Source organism: Leptospira fluminis (genome assembly GCF_004771275.1).
GTDB lineage: Bacteria > Spirochaetota > Leptospiria > Leptospirales > Leptospiraceae > Leptospira_B > Leptospira_B fluminis.
In genome coordinates, this window is sequence record NZ_RQEV01000011.1 from 102,584 (window position 1) to 121,122 (window position 18,539).

Annotated in this window: 16 protein-coding genes; 4 read left to right on the forward strand and 12 right to left on the reverse strand. The window is 47.2% G+C overall.

The features are described 5' to 3' along the window. Nucleotides 1–2: 2 nt before the first annotated feature. The gene (locus EHO61_RS10585; RefSeq protein WP_135813569.1) at nt 3–1,583 is read right to left on the reverse strand and encodes an LA_3751/LA_3752 family putative glycosyltransferase; all 1,581 of its coding nucleotides are present in this window, start codon (nt 1,581–1,583) and stop codon (nt 3–5) included. Nucleotides 1,584–1,779: 196 nt separating this feature from the next. After that, nucleotides 1,780–2,115 (reverse strand): LIC10421/LIC12816 family protein, encoded by a 336-nt coding sequence (locus tag EHO61_RS10590; RefSeq protein ID WP_135813570.1) that lies wholly within the window; start codon nt 2,113–2,115, stop codon nt 1,780–1,782. 517 nt (nt 2,116–2,632) lie between these two features. On the opposite strand from EHO61_RS10590, the gene EHO61_RS10595 reads away from it, so the two are divergent. Next, entirely contained in the window at nt 2,633–3,055 is a 423-nt protein-coding gene (locus EHO61_RS10595) for a VOC family protein (RefSeq protein ID WP_135813571.1), read from the forward strand. Nucleotides 3,056–3,065: 10 nt separating this feature from the next. On the opposite strand, the gene EHO61_RS10600 is transcribed toward EHO61_RS10595, so the two are convergent. Continuing rightward, a complete protein-coding gene (locus EHO61_RS10600; RefSeq protein ID WP_246032094.1) occupies nt 3,066–4,154 on the reverse strand; it encodes a helix-turn-helix transcriptional regulator in 1,089 nt (362 codons plus the stop codon). A 101-nt stretch (nt 4,155–4,255) separates the two neighbouring features. On the opposite strand from EHO61_RS10600, the gene EHO61_RS10605 reads away from it, so the two are divergent. The 3 genes from EHO61_RS10605 (at nt 4,256) to EHO61_RS10615 (ending at nt 9,286) form a co-directional block, all read left to right on the forward strand. Continuing rightward, entirely contained in the window at nt 4,256–4,477 is a 222-nt protein-coding gene (locus EHO61_RS10605) for a hypothetical protein (protein ID WP_135813572.1), read from the forward strand. A 176-nt stretch (nt 4,478–4,653) separates the two neighbouring features. Next, nucleotides 4,654–5,754: a DegT/DnrJ/EryC1/StrS family aminotransferase gene (locus EHO61_RS10610; protein ID WP_135813573.1), complete on the forward strand. Its 1,101-nt coding sequence runs from the start codon at nt 4,654–4,656 to the stop codon at nt 5,752–5,754. A gap of 184 nt (nt 5,755–5,938) precedes the next feature. Next, nucleotides 5,939–9,286 (forward strand): efflux RND transporter permease subunit, encoded by a 3,348-nt coding sequence (locus EHO61_RS10615; RefSeq protein ID WP_135813574.1) that lies wholly within the window; start codon nt 5,939–5,941, stop codon nt 9,284–9,286. 87 nt (nt 9,287–9,373) lie between these two features. On the opposite strand, the gene EHO61_RS10620 is transcribed toward EHO61_RS10615, so the two are convergent. From EHO61_RS10620 to EHO61_RS10660, 9 genes are all read right to left on the reverse strand, one after another. Further along, entirely contained in the window at nt 9,374–10,468 is a 1,095-nt protein-coding gene (locus EHO61_RS10620; RefSeq protein ID WP_135813575.1) for a hypothetical protein, read from the reverse strand. Nucleotides 10,469–10,695: 227 nt separating this feature from the next. Then, nucleotides 10,696–11,475, reverse strand: coding sequence for a GNAT family N-acetyltransferase (locus EHO61_RS10625; RefSeq protein ID WP_135813576.1), 780 nt, complete (start codon nt 11,473–11,475; stop codon nt 10,696–10,698). Nucleotides 11,476–11,571: 96 nt separating this feature from the next. After that, on the reverse strand, nt 11,572–11,928 hold the full coding sequence (locus EHO61_RS10630; protein WP_135813577.1) for a PilZ domain-containing protein: 357 nt from the start codon (nt 11,926–11,928) through the stop codon (nt 11,572–11,574). A 110-nt stretch (nt 11,929–12,038) separates the two neighbouring features. Beyond that, nucleotides 12,039–12,860 (reverse strand): histone deacetylase, encoded by an 822-nt coding sequence (locus EHO61_RS10635; RefSeq protein ID WP_135813578.1) that lies wholly within the window; start codon nt 12,858–12,860, stop codon nt 12,039–12,041. Between the two features lie 60 nt (nt 12,861–12,920). Next, nucleotides 12,921–13,811, reverse strand: a complete 891-nt coding sequence (locus EHO61_RS10640) for an alpha/beta fold hydrolase (RefSeq protein ID WP_135813579.1) — start codon at nt 13,809–13,811, stop codon at nt 12,921–12,923. An 85-nt stretch (nt 13,812–13,896) separates the two neighbouring features. Further along, entirely contained in the window at nt 13,897–14,862 is a 966-nt protein-coding gene (locus EHO61_RS10645) for an aldo/keto reductase (protein WP_135813580.1), read from the reverse strand. A gap of 78 nt (nt 14,863–14,940) precedes the next feature. Continuing rightward, nucleotides 14,941–16,029, reverse strand: a complete 1,089-nt coding sequence (locus EHO61_RS10650; protein WP_246032095.1) for a CapA family protein — start codon at nt 16,027–16,029, stop codon at nt 14,941–14,943. 65 nt (nt 16,030–16,094) lie between these two features. After that, nucleotides 16,095–17,183: an LIC_10091 family lipoprotein gene (locus EHO61_RS10655; RefSeq protein ID WP_135813802.1), complete on the reverse strand. Its 1,089-nt coding sequence runs from the start codon at nt 17,181–17,183 to the stop codon at nt 16,095–16,097. Nucleotides 17,184–17,294: 111 nt separating this feature from the next. Further along, a complete protein-coding gene (locus tag EHO61_RS10660) occupies nt 17,295–18,479 on the reverse strand; it encodes an acyl-CoA dehydrogenase family protein (RefSeq protein WP_135813582.1) in 1,185 nt (394 codons plus the stop codon). Between the last annotated feature and the right edge of the window lie 60 nt (nt 18,480–18,539).

Below are 18,539 nucleotides of genomic sequence, written 5' to 3' on the forward strand. Positions count from 1 at the left end.
TCCTACTGCCGGATCCGTTTTCTTTGCATCGAAAAGATGATGACGTCCGGCAGATTCCCAACTAGAGACGGCTCGAAATCCTTTCCCAAAAGCGAAACTACGGAATCGAAGTAGGGATTTTTTACGAAAGGAACATCCGAAAGAGTCGCAGGGTCCATCAATACCTTAGCCTGAACGAATAAAATCTTATCGAATTTCTTGGGGTCGTTCCGCAGGAAAAACTTATCCAAAGACGTTCCGTCAAAAAGAGTCACGCAAGGAACTTCGAAAAAATTCTCCCCCAAAATCTGGGAATACGTGCGGATCTGAACAGCAATCAGGTCCGGCTTCTGCTCGGTGTAAATCTTATGTAGGACTGTCGTTCGTTTGCCGTACTTCGCAAGTATGGAAGTGTATTTCACGGTGATATATGAGGAAAAAAGAATACAACAAAGAAGGAAAATTTTCCCGGACCTTTCCCACCTAGGCTTGGATTTTAACTCGTCCAACAGGATAAGGGCAAATCCGGCAAAACAGGGAATCGTCAAATGCAAGTACCTCGTGCCGAAATCTATGATCCCGTCGTTCGGAGCGGCCGCGACAAGACCGATGAAACCCGCAATTCCGGATTGGACCAAAGGATTCCCGCCTTTCGCCGGATCGCTCGTCTCCTCCCGAGAGCGCAAAAAACCCCGGGGGGAAAAGAGAAAATACAGGGAAAACCAAAATAAAAAAAAGAACAAGGGCATATAGGCAAAAAAGCCCAGCCGATTAAAACTGAAAAATAGGAGTCCGCGATAAATCTCCAGCTTTGCCCAAGGGGAAAGAAACATCGTCGGCTGATTGAACGAAAATCTAGGCCCGAGGGGAAGTCCGTAGAAGAAAGTCTGCATCCCGATCAAAAACGAAAGACCGAGTAAAATCCCCATAGAGAATCCTAAAACGGAAATCCGATCTCTGGATCCTCGTACGGCATCGAAAATCAGAAACGCCGTAAAGGAAAGACAGAACCCGATGGATTCGATCCGAAACCATCCGGAAGAAGCCGACAAAAATCCCGCAAATAAAAACGGTAAGGAACTTCCTGGAGAGCGGCTTTTTAAAACCAGTACGACCCCTGAGAAAAATAAGAAAGCGGCAAGTCCCACATCCGGGAAAAAATAACCGTTCACTACGAACGGGGAGCCGAAGACCAGTATGGATAGAAAAAGAAGATTCCTTCTCCATAGCATGGACAGGATAAAAATCGTAGCGGAAACGAGAATCGCATTCACGACATAAACCCCCGTGATTCCCCCCCAAGGTAAAATCAGGGCATATACGAAACCGAGAGCGACCGGAAAAGGACTTACGATCTTACCTCTGATGCGAATGCATTCCGTAGGGCAAAATTCCGATTCCGGATCCAGCTTCGAGGAGGGCAGCTCCAGTTCGCCGGAAGCGAAACCGTGCCTGGAAATGGATTCCCCCAAAACGAATTTGGCCAAGTGATCCGAATACAACTGCTCCACAGGCTTCAATAAAAATAGAAACAACAAGGGAGACAAAACCAGAAGAAAGAAGGAGAGAGTCCGAAAGCGACCCGAGTCTAAAAAAGGGGACACGCTTCGCTAAGCTAAAGTCGGAGAAGAAGGAGACAATCTTTTTTTAGAAGGAACTTTTTCTGAAGACCGGACTCTTTTCCGGACCAGTCCGTCCGGAAATGGCTTCAGTCCCTACCCTTCTCTGCTTTATAAATAAAAAAAGGCGCCCGAAGGGCGCCCCTCATCAACGAAGATAAATTCGAAGAATTTGAAACGATTAAAGGTTGTTCAAAAATTCTTGAGTTCTCTGAGCTTCTCTTTCCAAAGCGGCAGCTTGTTTCAGAAATCTTTCCGATTGAGCATTGCTAGCCAGGAATTTTCCACCGGTAGAACGTCTTGCAAGAGCTCTCAACTCTTCCGCACGCTCCGTCTTTTGCTGAGCAAGAGCTTTTAAGTAGGTCCCAACGGCAACTTTTTGTTCCTTGGTGACTGCTGCAGAAACTAAGGCTTGCTCCAGCAAACGATCTTCAGTATCTTGCGATACCGCAAATACGGAAGAACCGGCTAAGAATCCAGCGATTAGAAGAAGAGAAATCGTTTTGTTAACTTTCATGGACTTGAAACCTCTCAATGATTTGTTTATATTTTTAATTCTCGTTATCGCTTATATCCATAAGACCTATACAGCTTTTCAATTGGAATAAAAAAATTAAAAAAAGATAAAAAAAATAAAACTTGTCGTTAAGCGAAGTTAAAGAGAACAACACTTCACATTATCCTGTATTAGATTTGTATAATTTTATAAAAAAACTTTAACGCATGCCGCAAATCATACGATCCGCGAATAAAACAGGCGATTTCCGATACCAAAAACGAGATGTGCACGTTTATGATACAATCTTCGACTAGATCCTCGAGTTTTTCAAGAAAAATAGAAATCCGAAAATCAAAAAATGCTTATTTTTTGGGCACAACTATTAAGCAATATGCCCGTAATATATGCAAAAACAGGCCAAAAACCCCCTTTTTTCAGGAATTTCCCAAATTGGAATTTTTTCCTATGGATCGCTTTCCAATTCGATAAAAGCCGGAAGACTCAGTCCAAAATCACCGTTTTAAAATAGGATATTATGCGATATTTGCACGCTATGATTCGAGTCTTTAATCTAGATTCCGCATTGGATTTCTTTTGCGACAAACTCGGCTTGGTCGAAACGAGACGGAGCGAACATCCGGAAGGAAAATTTACCTTGGTATTTCTATCCGATGGATCGTCTAACGCACCAGAGATCGAACTAACTTACAATTGGGAACAAAAGGACGGATACACATCGGGTAGAAACTTCGGACACCTTGCCTTCGAAGTGGAAAACATCTACGAAACGTGCGAGCGCCTGGTGTCCAAGGGAGTTACGATCAATAGACCTCCTCGCGACGGCAGGATGGCTTTCGTTCGTTCTCCTGATTCGATCTCGGTGGAGTTGTTGCAAAAAGGGAAGTCGCTAGCGCCTGCCGAGCCCTGGAAAAGCATGCAGAATACCGGAGAGTGGTAAGGTTTCTTTCTTAAGAAAAATCGGAGCCGTAACTTTCCGCGAGAAACAAAAGGGAATCCTTAAGTTTCTTCTTTAATTCTTCCGGTTCTATCTTTTCCAGAGAATTACCTTCTTTCCATAAGAAAGGAAGCAGTCCTTCCAGATTGGTGCATTCGAAACGGATCGTATTTCCTTCCTGAGTCAGAGGAATTCCGGATAAAAACTGTTTGGCTTTTACTAAGGATTCGGTCTTACAACCCAAAGCGACCGCCTTAGGTTCGTGCACGGGAAAAAGGGCCGCATGAACGATCTGGTCTTCCCAGGTTTCTGCTTTAGTTCCCTTCTTTTGATAAATGAAGTCACCCTCCAGGATTTCCGCTTCCAAAATCTTGGCCAGGATCAACCTTTTCTTGATCTTTTCGGAGCGATCGTAGGCCAAAAGATAATAATCCTCTCCGCCTCTTCTGAGCAAACGAACAGGATCGACCTCGATAAAGTACGAATCCTCGGGAAAGCTCTTAAAATATTTCAGACGAAGAGGACTCCGGTTTTTTAGAGCCTCCAGGACGGAAAAAGCGATCCGACCGGATTCGTCTGAAATCTCCCGGGGCTCTTCCTTTAATTCCGGAAAAAAACCCAATTCCCCGGCGAAGATCTTCTGCGCAGCCGTATAGAGTTCATATCTGGGAGACTGGGAATACGCCTCCAATAGAACTGCGGAGATTTCTCTCAGCTCATTCGGATCGAATCGCAAGGATTTTGCCCAAGGATCCGTCTCCAGAACATAAACGAAGTCCTTGTCGTGCTTTTGAGGATAATATCGGATCCGAAAACCTAAGGATTCCAACTCCTGAATGTCACGGGAAAGTTTTCTCCGATCCGAGTCCTTGTTCTCGTTATCGTAGAATTCTCCCATAATGTCCTTTAATCCGGAAAGAGTCAGCCCTTCCGGAAATTGTAAAAAATTAAAGAGCAGAGTGAGAAGGCGGGATTCCGTCGGATTCATTTCCCTCGGCTCGATTTCTAGCTCGGGATCGGACTCGAATTCTTCCTGTTTTTCCATGGACACAAGCAGAGAATCGGGAATCGATAGGACGGACGCAACCAGGAAATCTCGCATTCTTAAGATTCGGCCGCGGGAGAAAAAACCGCTTGAAGTACCCGAAAGCCGGGAAAAACTCCGGATGCCCTCAAAAGAAATCTCGGGCCAGGAACCCTATCATGGCTAAAATTTTCAGTTATATCATCCCGAATCTTGCAGGACTGGCGCTGATCCTTTTAGGTTGGTGGACCACGATCATCAACGTCGCCACCCTTCGATTCGCGGGAGAATCCTACTTTAACAAATGGACCTATACCGGATTAGGACTCATCCTCGTAGGTGCATATTTGCCCGAAATCTGGATCGGGATCAGAAACAAACTCTTCGGAGAAAAGTCCTAGACAAATCACCGTCTTTATTTCTTAGGTAAAAAAGTCTAGACAATCTTTCTCTAACCTCCGATTTTCGGAATTAGAGAAAGATTCGTTCTCTCGGTAAGATTCGAAAAAAATCTTTACGAGCAATGTACATGCGTTACAATGCGACATAATATAGAGACTGGAACCTGAGACGTTCAATGAGCGCGGAAACTGAAGTAATAGAAAAAACCGGCCGAAAAAAAACCGAGATCGAGTACAACAAGCCCACTCTCTCCAGAGAGGATCTAAAAACGGTACTAGAGGCTCTCGTCGAAGACCATCTTTCCACCGGTTCCATCACTTCCCGCTTTGAGAAAGCCTTTTCGTCCACTTTTCGTACGAAAAACGTAATCTCCACCAACAGCTTAACCGCTGCATACCACCTAGCCTTACTCTCCCTGGAGATCCGGCCCGGAGACAAAGTGGTCTTATCTACCTTTGCTCCCTTGGCCGCTCTGGACGCGATCTTTCTACTCCAAGCGAAACCCTTTGTCCTAGACCTGGACAGGAACTCCTTCCACCTCAATCGGTCCGGATTGAGCGCCGCCCTGGAAGACCCGAGCGTGAAAGCTATTGTACTGGATCATACCTTCGGATCTCTAGCGGATTTTTCCCAATACGATTTCCGCGGAATTCCTACGATCGAAGATTTTTCCGAAGCGGTCGGAGCTAGAACGGAAACCTTTACTCCCGGAAAACAAGGAAAGCTCTCTATTTGCGGCCTTTCCGTGGAATACCTAATCACTACGGGAAACGGAGCCTTGGTCTGCACCGAAGACGATTCCCTGGCCAAAAAAATTAGGGCCAGAAAAAACGGACAGGATCCCTATCCGAGAAAAGACGGACAGCCGAGATTGGATTACGATATGATCGATTACCAAGCCGCTCTCGGAATCGAACAATTATCCAATTTGGGAGTCATCCTGGAGCGAAAAAGGAAAATCGCCCAGGTGTATCTGCAATCCATACAAGGTTCTCAAGTTTCCACGCATTACAACGATCCGACCACGGATACGTTCAATCGATTCGTAATCCTGGCGCCCGGAAACTACGACCAGGCGGAGAGATACTTCCGCTCTCTGCAAATCGGAACGAGACACACTGCGGACGAACCCATTCATCACATTCTGGAATTAGGAAACGCCGATTTTCCGAACGGAGAACGACTGTACCAAAGAGGCCATTGCGTTCCGATTTATCCCAACCTGACCAAGGATAATATCCAGCGAATCGCACAGGCGATCCGTCGGATTTATTAGTTCGGATTGAAAATCTTTTCGTCCGAAAATCTGCCGGATCCCGAAAAAGAATTCTAAATTTCTACTTTTCGCGTCGCGATAAATTCTTTCCGAAAAAATAGAACGCGTCGAAATAGACCCTTAAAGTCGCTCGAACTTCTCTCTTCCCCAAATCCGAGGAAAGTCATTCAGCCGAGGAGGCCACTTGAACATCGCGCTTCTTTCCATAAAACGTCCGATTTTTATTACAAGCTTAGTGATCCTAATGCTTCTGACAGGATTGGTTTCCCTATCACGAATGGGGGTGGATCTTTTCCCCGACGTGAATATTCCTGTAGTTTCGGTAACCACAATCTATCCGGGTGCCGGCCCCGAAGAAATCGAGGAATTGATTTCGAAGCCTTTGGAGGAGGAGCTTTCCTCCATCTCAGGTTTGAAGAAAATCGTCTCCCGAAACCAGGAAGGAGTGTCCGTCGTCTCCGGAGAATTTACGCTTTCCACTGATATCAAGTACGCGGAGCAGCAGTTCAGGGATAAAGTCGGATTGGTTCGTCCTAAATTGCCGGACGGAATCAAGGAACCGAAAGTCGTTCGCTTCGATCCGGCGGACCAGCCTATCGTTCGTTTGGCGGTATTCGCCGATTTAGGACAGGCTCAACTCTACGATCTCGCTAAGGAAACGGTAAAAGCGAAGCTGGAGCAGATCAGCGGAGTCGGTTCCGTTAAGTTGGTGGGAGGAACGAGAAGAGAAATCCAAATCGAATTGGATCGAAACAAACTCATCTCGTACCAGATGCCGATGGTATTGATCGCCAACCGTTTGAAATCCGCCGGCTTAAACGTGCCCGTGGGTAAATTCGAATCGGGCACCGTGGAAACTTCCTACAGAACCTTGGGACGGTATGAAAGTCTCAGACAGATCGAAAATACCATCGTCTCTTTCGGCGGTGATGTGGGAAATTCCGTTCTCATCAAGGAACTCGGAACGGTCCGCGACGGAACGGAAGATGAAGAAACCTTAGGCTATCTTTGGGCTTCGAAGAGCGACGTCGTGGAAGAGGAAGATGTGGGATTCTTCGCTCATCCGTTCATTTGGATCGGTCAAAACGCCCGGAAGATCAAAGCCTTGTTCTCCTCCAAAAAAATCGAAGCAGAAGAAAAGGAATTAAAACCGGCTCTTTTTATCGATGTGTACAAGCAATCGGGCGGGAACACGGTCGCCGTTGCGGACGAGGTTTTGAAGCGGATCGATAAACTGAACGCGGATCTCAAGCCTCTCGCGGGAAACCCCAAGATCCGTCTCATCCGGGACGGATCCCGCTGGATCCGTTACAACGTGGAGGACGTCACCGAAGCGATCGTGCTCGGGGTTCTATTGGCGGTCATTACGGTCTATTTTTTCCTAGGAAACTTCAGATCTACGGTCATCACCGGCTTGGCCCTTCCGAACTCCATGCTCGGGGCATTCATTCTGATGTGGATCATGGGTTTTACGATCAACGTAATGACCCTCTTGGCTCTTTCTTTAGCGGTGGGTCTCCTCGTCGATGACGCGATCGTAGTGCGGGAAAATATCTTCCGAAAATTGGAAGAAGGGCATAACGTTTTAGAAGCTTCCGAAAAAGGAACGATGGAAGTTGCTCTCGCAGTCGTAGGTACTTCTCTCACCGTGATCGCGGTGTTCTTTCCCGTAGGATTTTTGTCAGGAATCGTCGGACAATTTTTCAAACAATTCGGTCTGACCGTCGTTTTTGCGATGATCATTTCCCTTTTTGACGGGCTTTTTGTCGCGCCGATGCTTTCCGCTTATTTCGCGGGAAAATTGGATCATAGCAAACGGAATAAGGCCGTGGAAGCCTTCGACAAATTCCAAACTTGGTTGGAAAAGATTTACGGAATCGCGATGAAGTTCGCGTTGGCACATCCGGGAAAAATCATCCTTTTGACGTTCCTGATCTTCGTACTTTCTTTGGTGAGTTGTCGCTTCGTCAAAAAGACCTTCTTACCCGCCAACGACCAAGGAGAATTCCTAGTCACACTGGACCTTCCTCCCGGAACCAGTCTCCAAGGAACGAAGGAAGTCGCCGACAAGGTACTGCTCGAACTTCAAAAATTTCCGGAAATGGACAAAATCGCCATCACCATCGGAAAACCGGATGGAGGAGAACCGAATACGGCAACTCTAGCCGTAGCCTTGGTATCTTCCAAAAAGAGAAAAAAAACTACGGTCGCGATCAAAGATGCGATCCGGGATGTCCTAAAGAATTACGCGTTTGCGAGACCTGCAGTCTCGGATTATTCCGCGGTGGGCGGAGGAGTTCAGTATCCCTTCCAGCTCGTCATCAAGGGGGACAACCTAGCGGAAATGGAGGCCTATTCCAAGAAAGTTCTGGAACGATTAAAGTCGGTTCCCGATCTCGCGGATATAGACACGGATTACCGAGCAGGAAAACCGGAATATCAGATCACTCTGGATAACTCGCGTATGCAATTGGTGGGGGTTCTTCCGGGAGTGGCCGGATCCGAATTGAGATACCAAATCGCCGGGGACACGGTCAGCAAATTCTACGACAAAGGGATCGAATACGATGTTCGTATGAGACTTCATCCCGACCAACGGAATTTGAGGGTGGCGTACGGACAAACCAAGGTCCCGAACATCGCAAATAAACTGATCCCTCTGGCGGCCATCGGTTCCGGCAAGGAAACGGTGGGTCCCGCAAGGATCAACCGGATCGATCGGGCCAGGACCATCGTGATTAACGCGAATCTTGCTCCGGGAGGCGCAATCCAAAGCGCGACGGAGGAAGCCACCAAGATCATGTCCACGGAAATAAAACCTCCTCCTGGAGTTCGATTCAACTTCCAAGGACAGTCCGAGGACTTTAAAGAATTGATCGTGAACATTTTAGTCGCATTCGGACTAGCGTTAGTGTTCATCTATCTGGTTCTTTCCTCTTTGTACGAATCCTTCATCACACCGGTGACGATTTTATTCGCGATCCCTCCGGCAATCTCGGGAGCGTTCTTCGCATTGTTCGTAACGGGAGAAATGCTCAATCTATTCTCCATGATCGGCCTCATCCTGTTGATGGGTCTCGTGGCCAAAAACTCGATTCTCTTAGTGGATTACGCGATGCAGGCGATCCGGGATAGAGGAATTACGAGAAACGAGGCGATTTACGAAGCGGGCTTAGTACGATTGAGGCCGATTTTGATGACCTCTCTCGCCATGATTATGGGAACGGTTCCGATCGCTCTAGGATTGGGAGAAGCGGCAAAATCCAGAACCGCCATGGGGATAGCCATTATCGGAGGCTTGATCCTTTCCACCTTGGTTACTCTGATCGTGGTGCCTTCCATATTCGGCGGGATCGATCGATTCCGGGAGTGGATAGAGAGCAAATTCCGTCCCGATATGGGCGCAACCGTTTCTCATACGGCTGTAACCGGAGAAAACAACCACCACCATACCGCGGATCTCTCCGACTGGGCAAAAGCCGTAACGGAAGAGCCGCCTAAAAAAAGTACTGCTTCGAAAAAGAAGAAATAGGAAAAACATAGGGAAGCCCTCCGAAAAAAGGAATGGCTTCCCTCTTTCTCCGTCCTAACGGCAAGTCCTATCGGAAAAGCTTTTCGCTTAACGTAGAAACTTTGGAAGATATCCGTTTCCTTCCGGATAGATTTTGGAAGAAAGAATGAATACGAAAATGCTGATCGCGATTCCGATGGCTGCGAGTAAAACGTCCTTACCCACCTTTCGAAACGTTTCCAAGTAAGGGGAATCCCGATAGGTCATAAAATTTAGGATGATTTCCCGACCCGCAAGCATCCCTAAAAAGACCCAAGTCGTCGACATGGGCATATCGCTCCATCTTTGAAAGAACAGCAGGATGCAACCGTAAACTAGATCGATAATGGTGGCCGCCTTTGACCACTGGATATCGGATTTCTCCGTTACGATCTCCTGGATGGTTCCGCCGTTGATATAAAGGATGATTCCCAAAGCGGTGCATAAAATAAGGACCGCCGCCGATAATTCCGCAAGACTCAACTGCCTCGGAATGTATACGACTATATTCGCGGCATCCTGGGCCAACCAAGTTCCCCAAAGAAACAAAGTGGAAAACCACTGAAGTATGGACCAACGCCGTTCCGTATTCGGATCCGGAATATGGTCCTCCGTATATTCCCTAGGATCGATTTTTACTAGGATTCCCCAGACCAATACGGCCGTTCCGAACGCGATCATATAACCCATAAAGGATTTCGTGAGCATCTTCTCTATGTTTTGTCCGCCGAAGAGTCCGAGAATCAGAAACGTAGTGGAGATGGGAGATCTCATTCTGGTGATCACGACTAAGATGAAAGGAGCAATCAATTGAAGTAGATTGAATTTGGAAACCGGCGGGAATTCCTCCAATCGATCGAAATGGACCTGACCCGAATCCGTAAGCCAGCCGTACGCGAAAACCAAAGTCAAAAATCCCGATAATGCAGCGAATTTATAGAACCAATGAACTGACTTTTTACTCTCTATAAACGTTCCCAAAGTCTGGACGGCGTCGTTTCCTGCGACGGAAAATGCCGAAATCGAAAAAGCGAACCAGCCCAGGTAATAAGCGGGAACTCCGGAAAGATAACCGGAGATCATCAAGACTGCGGCAACTAAGACGAAGGAATAAAATCTGAGCTGATCTCGAAAACTCGGATGCTGAAAGTCGATTTGATTCATGCTATAAGTTCGTAAGAAACCCGAAAAACGATCGAGTTCGTAAAGTTCCGACCGAACGCCGGAATGTCTTAGACTTTAATGTAAAGGAAATCGGGGATGAATTGCCGGTCAAGGGCGATCATCCCCGAGATGACGGGAAAACGGACCGAATTCGGAAGTCACTCGTTTCGACGGAACGGATCCTTCGAAATAGAAATTCCGACGTTTCCCGAAAAAAGGCCTTTTACCTATTCCAGGTAATGCTTGCTATATCTTGCTTCGATATCTTTTATATCGAACAGAATAAAGAAGTCAGTAGTTTTGAATACGCTATCCAAAGCTGGAGTTCCGCAGATGAGCGATCCTGCGCGGATATATCCTTTGATCAACGCGGGAATTCTTTTTGAAACTACCTTGATATCTTCTGGAGCGAAATTCGGGTCGAAACCGGTCATCTCGAAACCGGAAAGAGGTTTCACGTCGAACTCCTCGCCCGCCAACGCTTTTTTATCCTTCAAAAACGCATACACGTCGTTTGCGGTTTGAGCATCCACACTATGAACGGATCCGCATCCGAAAAGATAACCGATTTGGTGCTTCTTCATGTATTGGCCCAATCCTGCCCAAAGAAGAGAAATCACCGAACCGTCTCTGTATTCCGGATGAACGCAACTACGTCCGATTTCGGCAGGCTCGCGCTCTAACTCGTAGATTTTCGTGATGTCGAATTCGTTGTCGGAATAAAAGCCTAGGTTCGCTTTCGCTACGCTTCTTCTCAAGATTCGGTAGGTTCCCACAATCATGTCGTCGCGATTCTTATCCACTACGATGAGGTGGTCGCAAAAAAGATCGTATTCGTCCCTGTCTTTGCGGGTCGCTGCGGATTGGGGCAGTCCTTCTCCCAATTCCAAATTGAATACGTCATAACGCAGCGCTAGCGTTCTTTCGATTTCAAGTTGGTTCTCCGCGATTCTTACTTCTAATTTGCGTTCTGTTTTTAGCTTATTTTGGACAGATCCTGATCCCATTTTTGTCCTTCTTCCTTTTAGTAGGATGTTCTCTGTATCCGTCCTTTTCGTTACATTCGGATTACGCACCCGAGAAATTCCGGTGACTGGCCCCCCTTAACCTGCCATTCTGCGCTGGGAAACCAGCTTTTTGACGAAAGCATCCAGAAAATCTTTCCCTTTTGCGTCGATTTGCGTGAATTTGAGACCGAAAAGGCCGTTCGCCGCCTTGCCGGGAGATAGGTGTTTGATCAAACCGATCGCCTTAAACGGTTTAAAACCGGGTAAGGATACGACTAGTTCCACAGCGGAGTGGATATCGCATCCGTCGAAATGATGGGGAACAAGAATGGCCATACCGCCTTGACTCACGTCCTGCGCGATTAAAATGTCAAGAAATCCGTTTCCCATCAACTGTATTTGAACCGGCTGGTTCGGGAACGGAACCACGCGTGTGTGCTTTCTCTTGTCCATCAAGTTCCTCCGGAAATACGAATGCCCGGTCCGAGCCAAATTCATAAGACGAGCGGACGGTATTCTATCCGAAATAAAAAAAATTTCAAAACAAATGTTCGAATATATCCCTATACCTTTAGGCCTAGTTCTTCTTCCGCACCTTCCGCGAGAGTAAGGTTGAAATTCTCCGCGATTTTAGAGACTTTTTTTTCGAACTTACGATTAAAAACGAAATGGGACAAGGTCTTTTCCAAAAAGAAAATCATTTCCGTCGGTTTCCACTCCGTGACTCCTTTTTTAGAGTCTATTACTTTTCCATGATACAGCAGGGTGGAGATTGCGCGGATCGAATGCTTAGGAAACGCGGACTTCAAGACCTTGAATAGGGCTTTCGATTCCGCTTCCAGAAACTGGAACTTGCGGGAAAAAAGAACCGCATCGTGAAAATACTCCGGACGAACCACGGTACCGTTCAGCCTTAAGGAGATAATCAAAAAGCCGATAAAATCGGCCATCTCGGGGAAGATGCCTAGGCCAGGGGTGTCTTGCCCGGGATAAAGTCTGGTATTTTTCCGATCCTTGTGTTTCGGATGACGTGTCTGCAACCAATTGATGACCAGGTAATTTTCTTTGAAGAAGTAATCGTTGATTCTGATTCTATATTCCTGGATGCTCAAACGGAGGTGGATCAGTATCTCGCCTTCTTCGGCCAGAACGACTCTTTGGTACAAATCGTCGGTACCGGACAATTCCAGTTTCGGGGAAGTATATCCTTTTTTTCTCAGCTCGGAAAGGACTCCGGTGATCTCGAACAATTCCCAGACATTTTCCTTAGTCAGAGAATGAAATAAAACTCCCGAACTCGCCGCCTGGGAATCCACCGCCGCACAAAGGAAATCGTCGTATAGAAAGTCGAAAAAGCGCGGATTATTATAGGCGATTTTCGGCATCGGACGTTTCTTTCACTTTCGTTTCATTCTTACAGGATTTTCCTTTTTTTCAAGGAAATATTAAGAACGAAACTTAGCGTACGCGCTCAAAACCTCATTGGGGGATTCCGTCTGAGGATAATGTCCAATGTGTGGAAATTCATAGACCGTTGCGTCCGGTCTGAACTGCCTCAATCGTTGCACGACATGCGCACCGCTGACCGGATCCGCCAACCCGTCGGCGAACGCGAACGGAACGGGACAATCTAGAATCGCACCCACCCATCTTTCCCGAAACAATTTTCGTTCCCGTATGTAACGGATCAATTTATGATAGATCGCCTTTCCTCCTCCGTTACTTGCGCACTCCCAAAAGCCTTCCAGTTCCTCCTTGCTAGGTTTCGTTCCTTCCCCGAATACCTCCGAGAGATTCCGCTCGAAGGAGGTCTTGTTCAATAATTTCGAAAAGAAAAAACCGAAAGGGCTGTTGAGTAATTTCTGCACGGCCCTGGGCCTATGGGTTTCCGGAAAAATCCCTCCGTTCAATAAAAAGACGGATTGAAGATCGGGACCTCCGATCCTTTGCCCCGAAATCTTTTCCCGGAAACGAGCAAGCAACTCTTGTGCTACCGTATCCCCGAGATCATGTGCAAGTACATGGGTTTTTTGGATCTTCAATTCCTGTAGCAGATCTTCCGCTTGGTCGGCATATTGAAAGACGGAGTAGTGCCCGCTCTTAGGTTTGTCCGAAAAACCGAAACCCAAATAATCCAAAGCGACGACCCGATAGCGGGAGGTCAAATCCGTCCATAGATCCTTCCAATCCCAGGAAGAAGTGGGAAATCCGTGGAGAAGCAAAAGATTTTCCCCTTCTCCACCCGTTCTGTAAAAGATTTTCCTTCGCTTCCATTCAAAAAAAGAGCCGGCGGCTTTCCAGGCAAGCGCATGTGTTTTCCATAAGTTCTCGGTCATTGCGTTTCTCCAGGCGGAATAATTCTAGAGGATCCGTCGGAAAATGAAAAGAGGAAAATTTAGAAAGAAGAAATGAGCACTGGAATCAAGATTCCAAAGAGTCCAACAAATTGGACAAAAATCTCTTCCGTTCTTTCTGGTCGGGAAAATTTCCCAAACCCGCTTTCAGATTATCCTGCAAATGGGAGATCTTTGCCGTAGCCGGAATCACACAAGTCACTGCGGGATGAGAGAGGATGTACTTTAAAAACGCTTGGGCAAAGGATTCGCAACCCCACTCCTTGAAATATTCCGGGAGAATTTTTCCTTTCGTCTTACGGAACAAGCCTCCTTCTTCGAACGGTCGATTGATCAGAATCCCGATCCGGTTCTCTTGTGCAAAAGGCAGGATCCGATTCTCCGCGGCCCGGGTCACGACGGAATACGGGATTTGTAGGAAATCGACTTTCTCCCGCGATGCGATTCTTTCCATTTCCGAAAAGGAGGAAGGCGTAAAGTGAGTTAAGCCGACGTATCTTACTTTTCCTTCTTCTCTTAACGAACGAAGGATTTTGAGATGCGTCTCCGTATCCAGAAGATTATGTATTTGGAATAGATCGACCCTGTCCGTACGCATCTTCTTAAAAGAGGCCTGAATTTGGGATTTACCTGCGGCTTCTCCTCGAACCCAGACCTTCGTGGCAAAGAAGATCTTTTTTCGTTCCGCCGTCGATAGCGTTTCGGAAAGAAGACCCACCGTTTCTTCCGCTCTTCCGTACATGGGGGACGAATCCACGAGTCGCCCCCCTCCGGAAAGAAATTCCCGAAAGACTTCGTTTAACGGAGCCAAGGAATTCGGATCTCCCGAAACGTCGAATGTCTGCCAGGTCCCTAAGCCGATAGCGGGAATCGTTTCCCCCGTGTTCGGAATTTTTCGTTGTAGCATGAGGGGAGCCCCTCCGTCCTGTTTCGATTCCGCGTTCAAGGAATATAGAAGGTCGTGTTTTCCGCAAAGACAAGCTGCAACCGTCGCCGCACTCAGCTCCAAAAATTTTTTTCTGGAAAACCGCATTCTTCACCCACCCTGTAACGCCGGGAAAAGAAGACTTAAAAAGGGGGGAAAAACAAGTGTAAAAAGAAAAAAACCGTCCTATCTTCTTCCCGCAGGCCCTAGGATTTCAGAAGTATCCTTATAAAACTGCAACATTCTCCGAAATGCTTGATCGGGAAGTTTCCTGGATTGGTCGTTTTTCAGATATTTTCGCACTGGTAAAAGTCGGAATTTGGGACCTTTAGCGCCGGTGCGATCTATATAAACCCAAATCGGTTCGTAATACACATCATAGATCGATAATTTTCCTGCGTCCTTCGAAAGCGAAAAATTCAGGATCATTCCCCCGTCCACATACCTGCGATCCTGTCCCGAAACGAAATTCCCCAACGAATAAACGAAGAAGCGTTCCTTTTCCTGACCGAATCGATCCTTGACTTTTTTCTTTCCGAACCTTTGCAGACTATGAGGGTGTCCGCCGAGCACGATATCCGCACCGGCTTCCATCGTAAAATCCACGATTTCCTTTTGGAAGGGATCCGGTTCGCGAAGATACTCCGTTCCGAAATGGTACATGACCACGATTCCGTCCGGCTCCTCTTTTTTTGCCAGGGCGATATCTTCGGCAATCCTGGCCGTATCGATCAGATTCACAACGGTTCCCGCCGGAACCTCTAGACCGTTCGTTCCGTAGGTATAATTCAGGAACGCAAGTTCGATACCGCCCACTCTCAGTTTTAAAATCCGATTTTTGTCGAACTCTTCTTTGCTTCGATACGTTCCCAGATGCTTTAATCCTAGATCGTCCAGAACGGAGATCGTTCTTACGATCCCTTCCTTGCCCTTATCGCAGGAATGATTGTTCGCAGTGGAGACCAGATCGAAACCGGTATCCTTAATCGCTTTCGCAAGGGAATCCGGAGCACCGAATTGAGGATAACCGCTATATTGCTTGCGATCCCCGGGTAAAGTGGTTTCAAAATTCGCGACCGCAAGATCCGCTTCCGAAATTTGTTGCCGAACCTCTTCGAACACTTCCGAAAAATCCCAGCAATCGCAGGATTTTTCGTACGCGGAATCGATCTGAGTCTGATGAGACATGATGTCTCCCACCGCAACGATCCTGATTCCATCCGGAGAGGAATCGGAGCGTACCTGTCCGCCAGCAGCCGAACATAAAAGAAACATCCCGAAAAGGATGGTAAGAAAAAGGATTCTTCGCGTTATCCGAAACAGTCCAAGCATTTTCGGGATTATTTTTGCGCCGTGTTCTTCGGTTCTTCGTCCGGAAGAGCTTCCACAACGGAAAAGCCTTTTACGATCTCTTTTCGTTTGGATAAGATTCCGATTGTGGACAAGGCCCCGGGTTGTTTTAGCCAGATTTTGAAATTCTCCATCGTCTGGATGTTGTAATGGAAGGGATAATCTTTCGGAAACATTTCCCCGTCCGGAAAACCGAATCTCTTGGCTCCTTTCGTCAAAGTACGAACGACCAAGCTTTTATCATCCGTAGGTAAGGATAAGAAATTCCTCCTCATATCTTCCGGATACCGGAAATACTCCTCCGCATTGGAGGTATACAGAATTCGAATCGGTATATGTACGGAAACCGCCTTTTCTCCTACGGAACGAAAGGTTTTGTTCCCAAGCAGATTTCCGTCGATCGCGAGAATCCTGCCCTCTATAACCATATTTCTGAGAAAGTCATAATCTGCGGGATCGTTGTGAAAGGATTTGAACGGATATACGGAGGAAATCTTCTTTAAATCTCCCAGACGCTGCGGGACTCCCCCTTTTCTCAAAGAGATTTCATACGCGCTCAGAATCACCTTGTATTCCGGGTCGGACGCGAACTTCTTTTCGAGGAGAACTAATGTTTCCTTTTTATTTTTCACGTCCCAAAGTTTTTCGAATTCGCGATAGTTCGGAGCTAATTCCAAAAAATACAAATGGATTCGATTGATCGCTACCGTAACCGGATCGAAATCAGCGAGATAAGCGTAATCGCTCTTTGCCCATGCCACTAAAGTCAGATTCTGGTCTGTTCCGACTCCGATGTAGCCGCCACCCAATCCTTCTATGCGGGAACGGAACAGATCCAATCTTCTTTCGTTCGAGGCGGGATAATGATCGGCGTGCAGATGTCTGTCCGCAGGAGGAGTATCCGTGTCAGAAAGGGTCAACCGATCCCGATCAAGTTTGGAGTGGGAAAATCCCCCTTCGGAAACGGGGATGGAGCTGCAATTTGTATGAAGAGAAAGGATTGCCCAAATCAGGGCAAGGCAAAGTCCGATGGAAATTTTCCTCTCCGAACGATTTGCGGCTAATAGTCTGATGATCATCATTTTCCTCGATCGATTCCTACCGGACAAAATGATCCGGCTACGAAACAGAACTTATTAGGGTGCCCTTACGCGGGAAGAACTTTTACGAAAACCTCTATCCTCGTTCTCTTAGCCGGAAGTAATATAGATAGCTCTCAGGTCTGCCGCGATATTCTTTTGCATGGCTTCATTCGTTCCGCCTCCGATGGAAAGAAGGATAGCATCTCTATGGAGACGCTCTACCGGGTATTCCCTGCAATATCCGTATCCGCCCAGCACTTGGATTGCGTTTCTGGAAACCCTTTCCGCCATTTGGGTTGCCACTAATTTTGCCGAGGCGGCTCCCAACGAATTCCTGTTTTCCGGATGGATTTTAGAGGCAACGTCGTAAACGAGCGCTCTAGCCGCTTGGTAGTCAGCATAGGATTCGGCGAGCAAACGTTGGATCTGACCGAATTCCACCAACTTTTTACCGAAAGCCTCCCGGTGTCGGATCGTATAATCGCACATGACATCCACACAGCGCTTTGCGATTCCCAGGGATTGTGCCGCTAGAGTAACCCGCTCTATCTCCAGGTTTCTCATCATGTGGACCAAGGCCCCGTCCTCCGAACCGATCAGATTTTCCGCGGGAACCTCGGTATTATCGAAGACGAGCTGGGTAGTGGGAGAAGATCTCATCCCCATCTTTTCTTCTTTTTTTCCTACGCCGAAACCGGGAAAGGAGCTCTCTACGAGAAAGGCGGTCGTCTTTCTCGCTTCCCTGCTCGTCTTAGCGTATACCAAAAAGATCTGGCCTACGTTTCCGTTCGTAATGTATTGCTTGGTTCCGTTGAGAAGATACTTATCTCCCCGACGAACCGCTACGGTATTCATTCCGAGTACGTCCGTGCCCGCTCCCGGCTCCGTCATGCCCATGCCTCCGATCCATTCCCCGGAAATGACCTTGTGTAGGTATTTTTTCTTTTGAACGTCGTTCGAGCTGTAATAGAAATTATTCACGAACAGAACTTCGTGAGCCAGATAAGATAAAGTAAATCCAGGATCGTATGCGGAAAATTCCTCATGAATGATCACGCTCGCGACGGGATCTAGACCCATGCCCCCGTCCTCTTCTGGAACCGTCACTCCGAAAATTCCCAATTCTGTTCCGAGCCTCCGAAAGAGGGCGGAATTGAATATTTCACCGTCGTCATGTTCCTTTGCTTGCTCGTCCAGACTTTGCTTTGCAAACGCCGCCACATTCTCCCGGAGGGCGAGATGATTTTCCGTGGGGTTAAACAGATCGAGCCGCTTCTCTAAAAGATTTTTCATGATCCTACCTCTCTATTCTTTCCGGTCCAACTCGAATGGATCGTTTTACTATTTTCTCAG

Coding starts and splice junctions, on each gene's coding strand:
- EHO61_RS10590 (WP_135813570.1), bottom strand. CDS start 2,115: ATGAAAGTTAACAAAACGATTTCTCTTCTTCTAATCGCTGGATTCTTA.
- EHO61_RS10595 (WP_135813571.1), top strand. CDS start 2,633: ATGCGATATTTGCACGCTATGATTCGAGTCTTTAATCTAGATTCCGCA.
- EHO61_RS10600 (WP_246032094.1), bottom strand. CDS start 4,154: ATGCGAGATTTCCTGGTTGCGTCCGTCCTATCGATTCCCGATTCTCTG.
- EHO61_RS10605 (WP_135813572.1), top strand. CDS start 4,256: ATGGCTAAAATTTTCAGTTATATCATCCCGAATCTTGCAGGACTGGCG.
- EHO61_RS10610 (WP_135813573.1), top strand. CDS start 4,654: ATGAGCGCGGAAACTGAAGTAATAGAAAAAACCGGCCGAAAAAAAACC.
- EHO61_RS10620 (WP_135813575.1), bottom strand. CDS start 10,468: ATGAATCAAATCGACTTTCAGCATCCGAGTTTTCGAGATCAGCTCAGA.
- EHO61_RS10625 (WP_135813576.1), bottom strand. CDS start 11,475: ATGGGATCAGGATCTGTCCAAAATAAGCTAAAAACAGAACGCAAATTA.
- EHO61_RS10630 (WP_135813577.1), bottom strand. CDS start 11,928: ATGGACAAGAGAAAGCACACACGCGTGGTTCCGTTCCCGAACCAGCCG.
- EHO61_RS10635 (WP_135813578.1), bottom strand. CDS start 12,860: ATGCCGAAAATCGCCTATAATAATCCGCGCTTTTTCGACTTTCTATAC.
- EHO61_RS10640 (WP_135813579.1), bottom strand. CDS start 13,811: ATGACCGAGAACTTATGGAAAACACATGCGCTTGCCTGGAAAGCCGCC.
- EHO61_RS10645 (WP_135813580.1), bottom strand. CDS start 14,862: ATGCGGTTTTCCAGAAAAAAATTTTTGGAGCTGAGTGCGGCGACGGTT.
- EHO61_RS10650 (WP_246032095.1), bottom strand. CDS start 16,029: ATGTTTCTTTTATGTTCGGCTGCTGGCGGACAGGTACGCTCCGATTCC.
- EHO61_RS10655 (WP_135813802.1), bottom strand. CDS start 17,183: ATGATCATCAGACTATTAGCCGCAAATCGTTCGGAGAGGAAAATTTCC.
- EHO61_RS10660 (WP_135813582.1), bottom strand. CDS start 18,479: ATGAAAAATCTTTTAGAGAAGCGGCTCGATCTGTTTAACCCCACGGAA.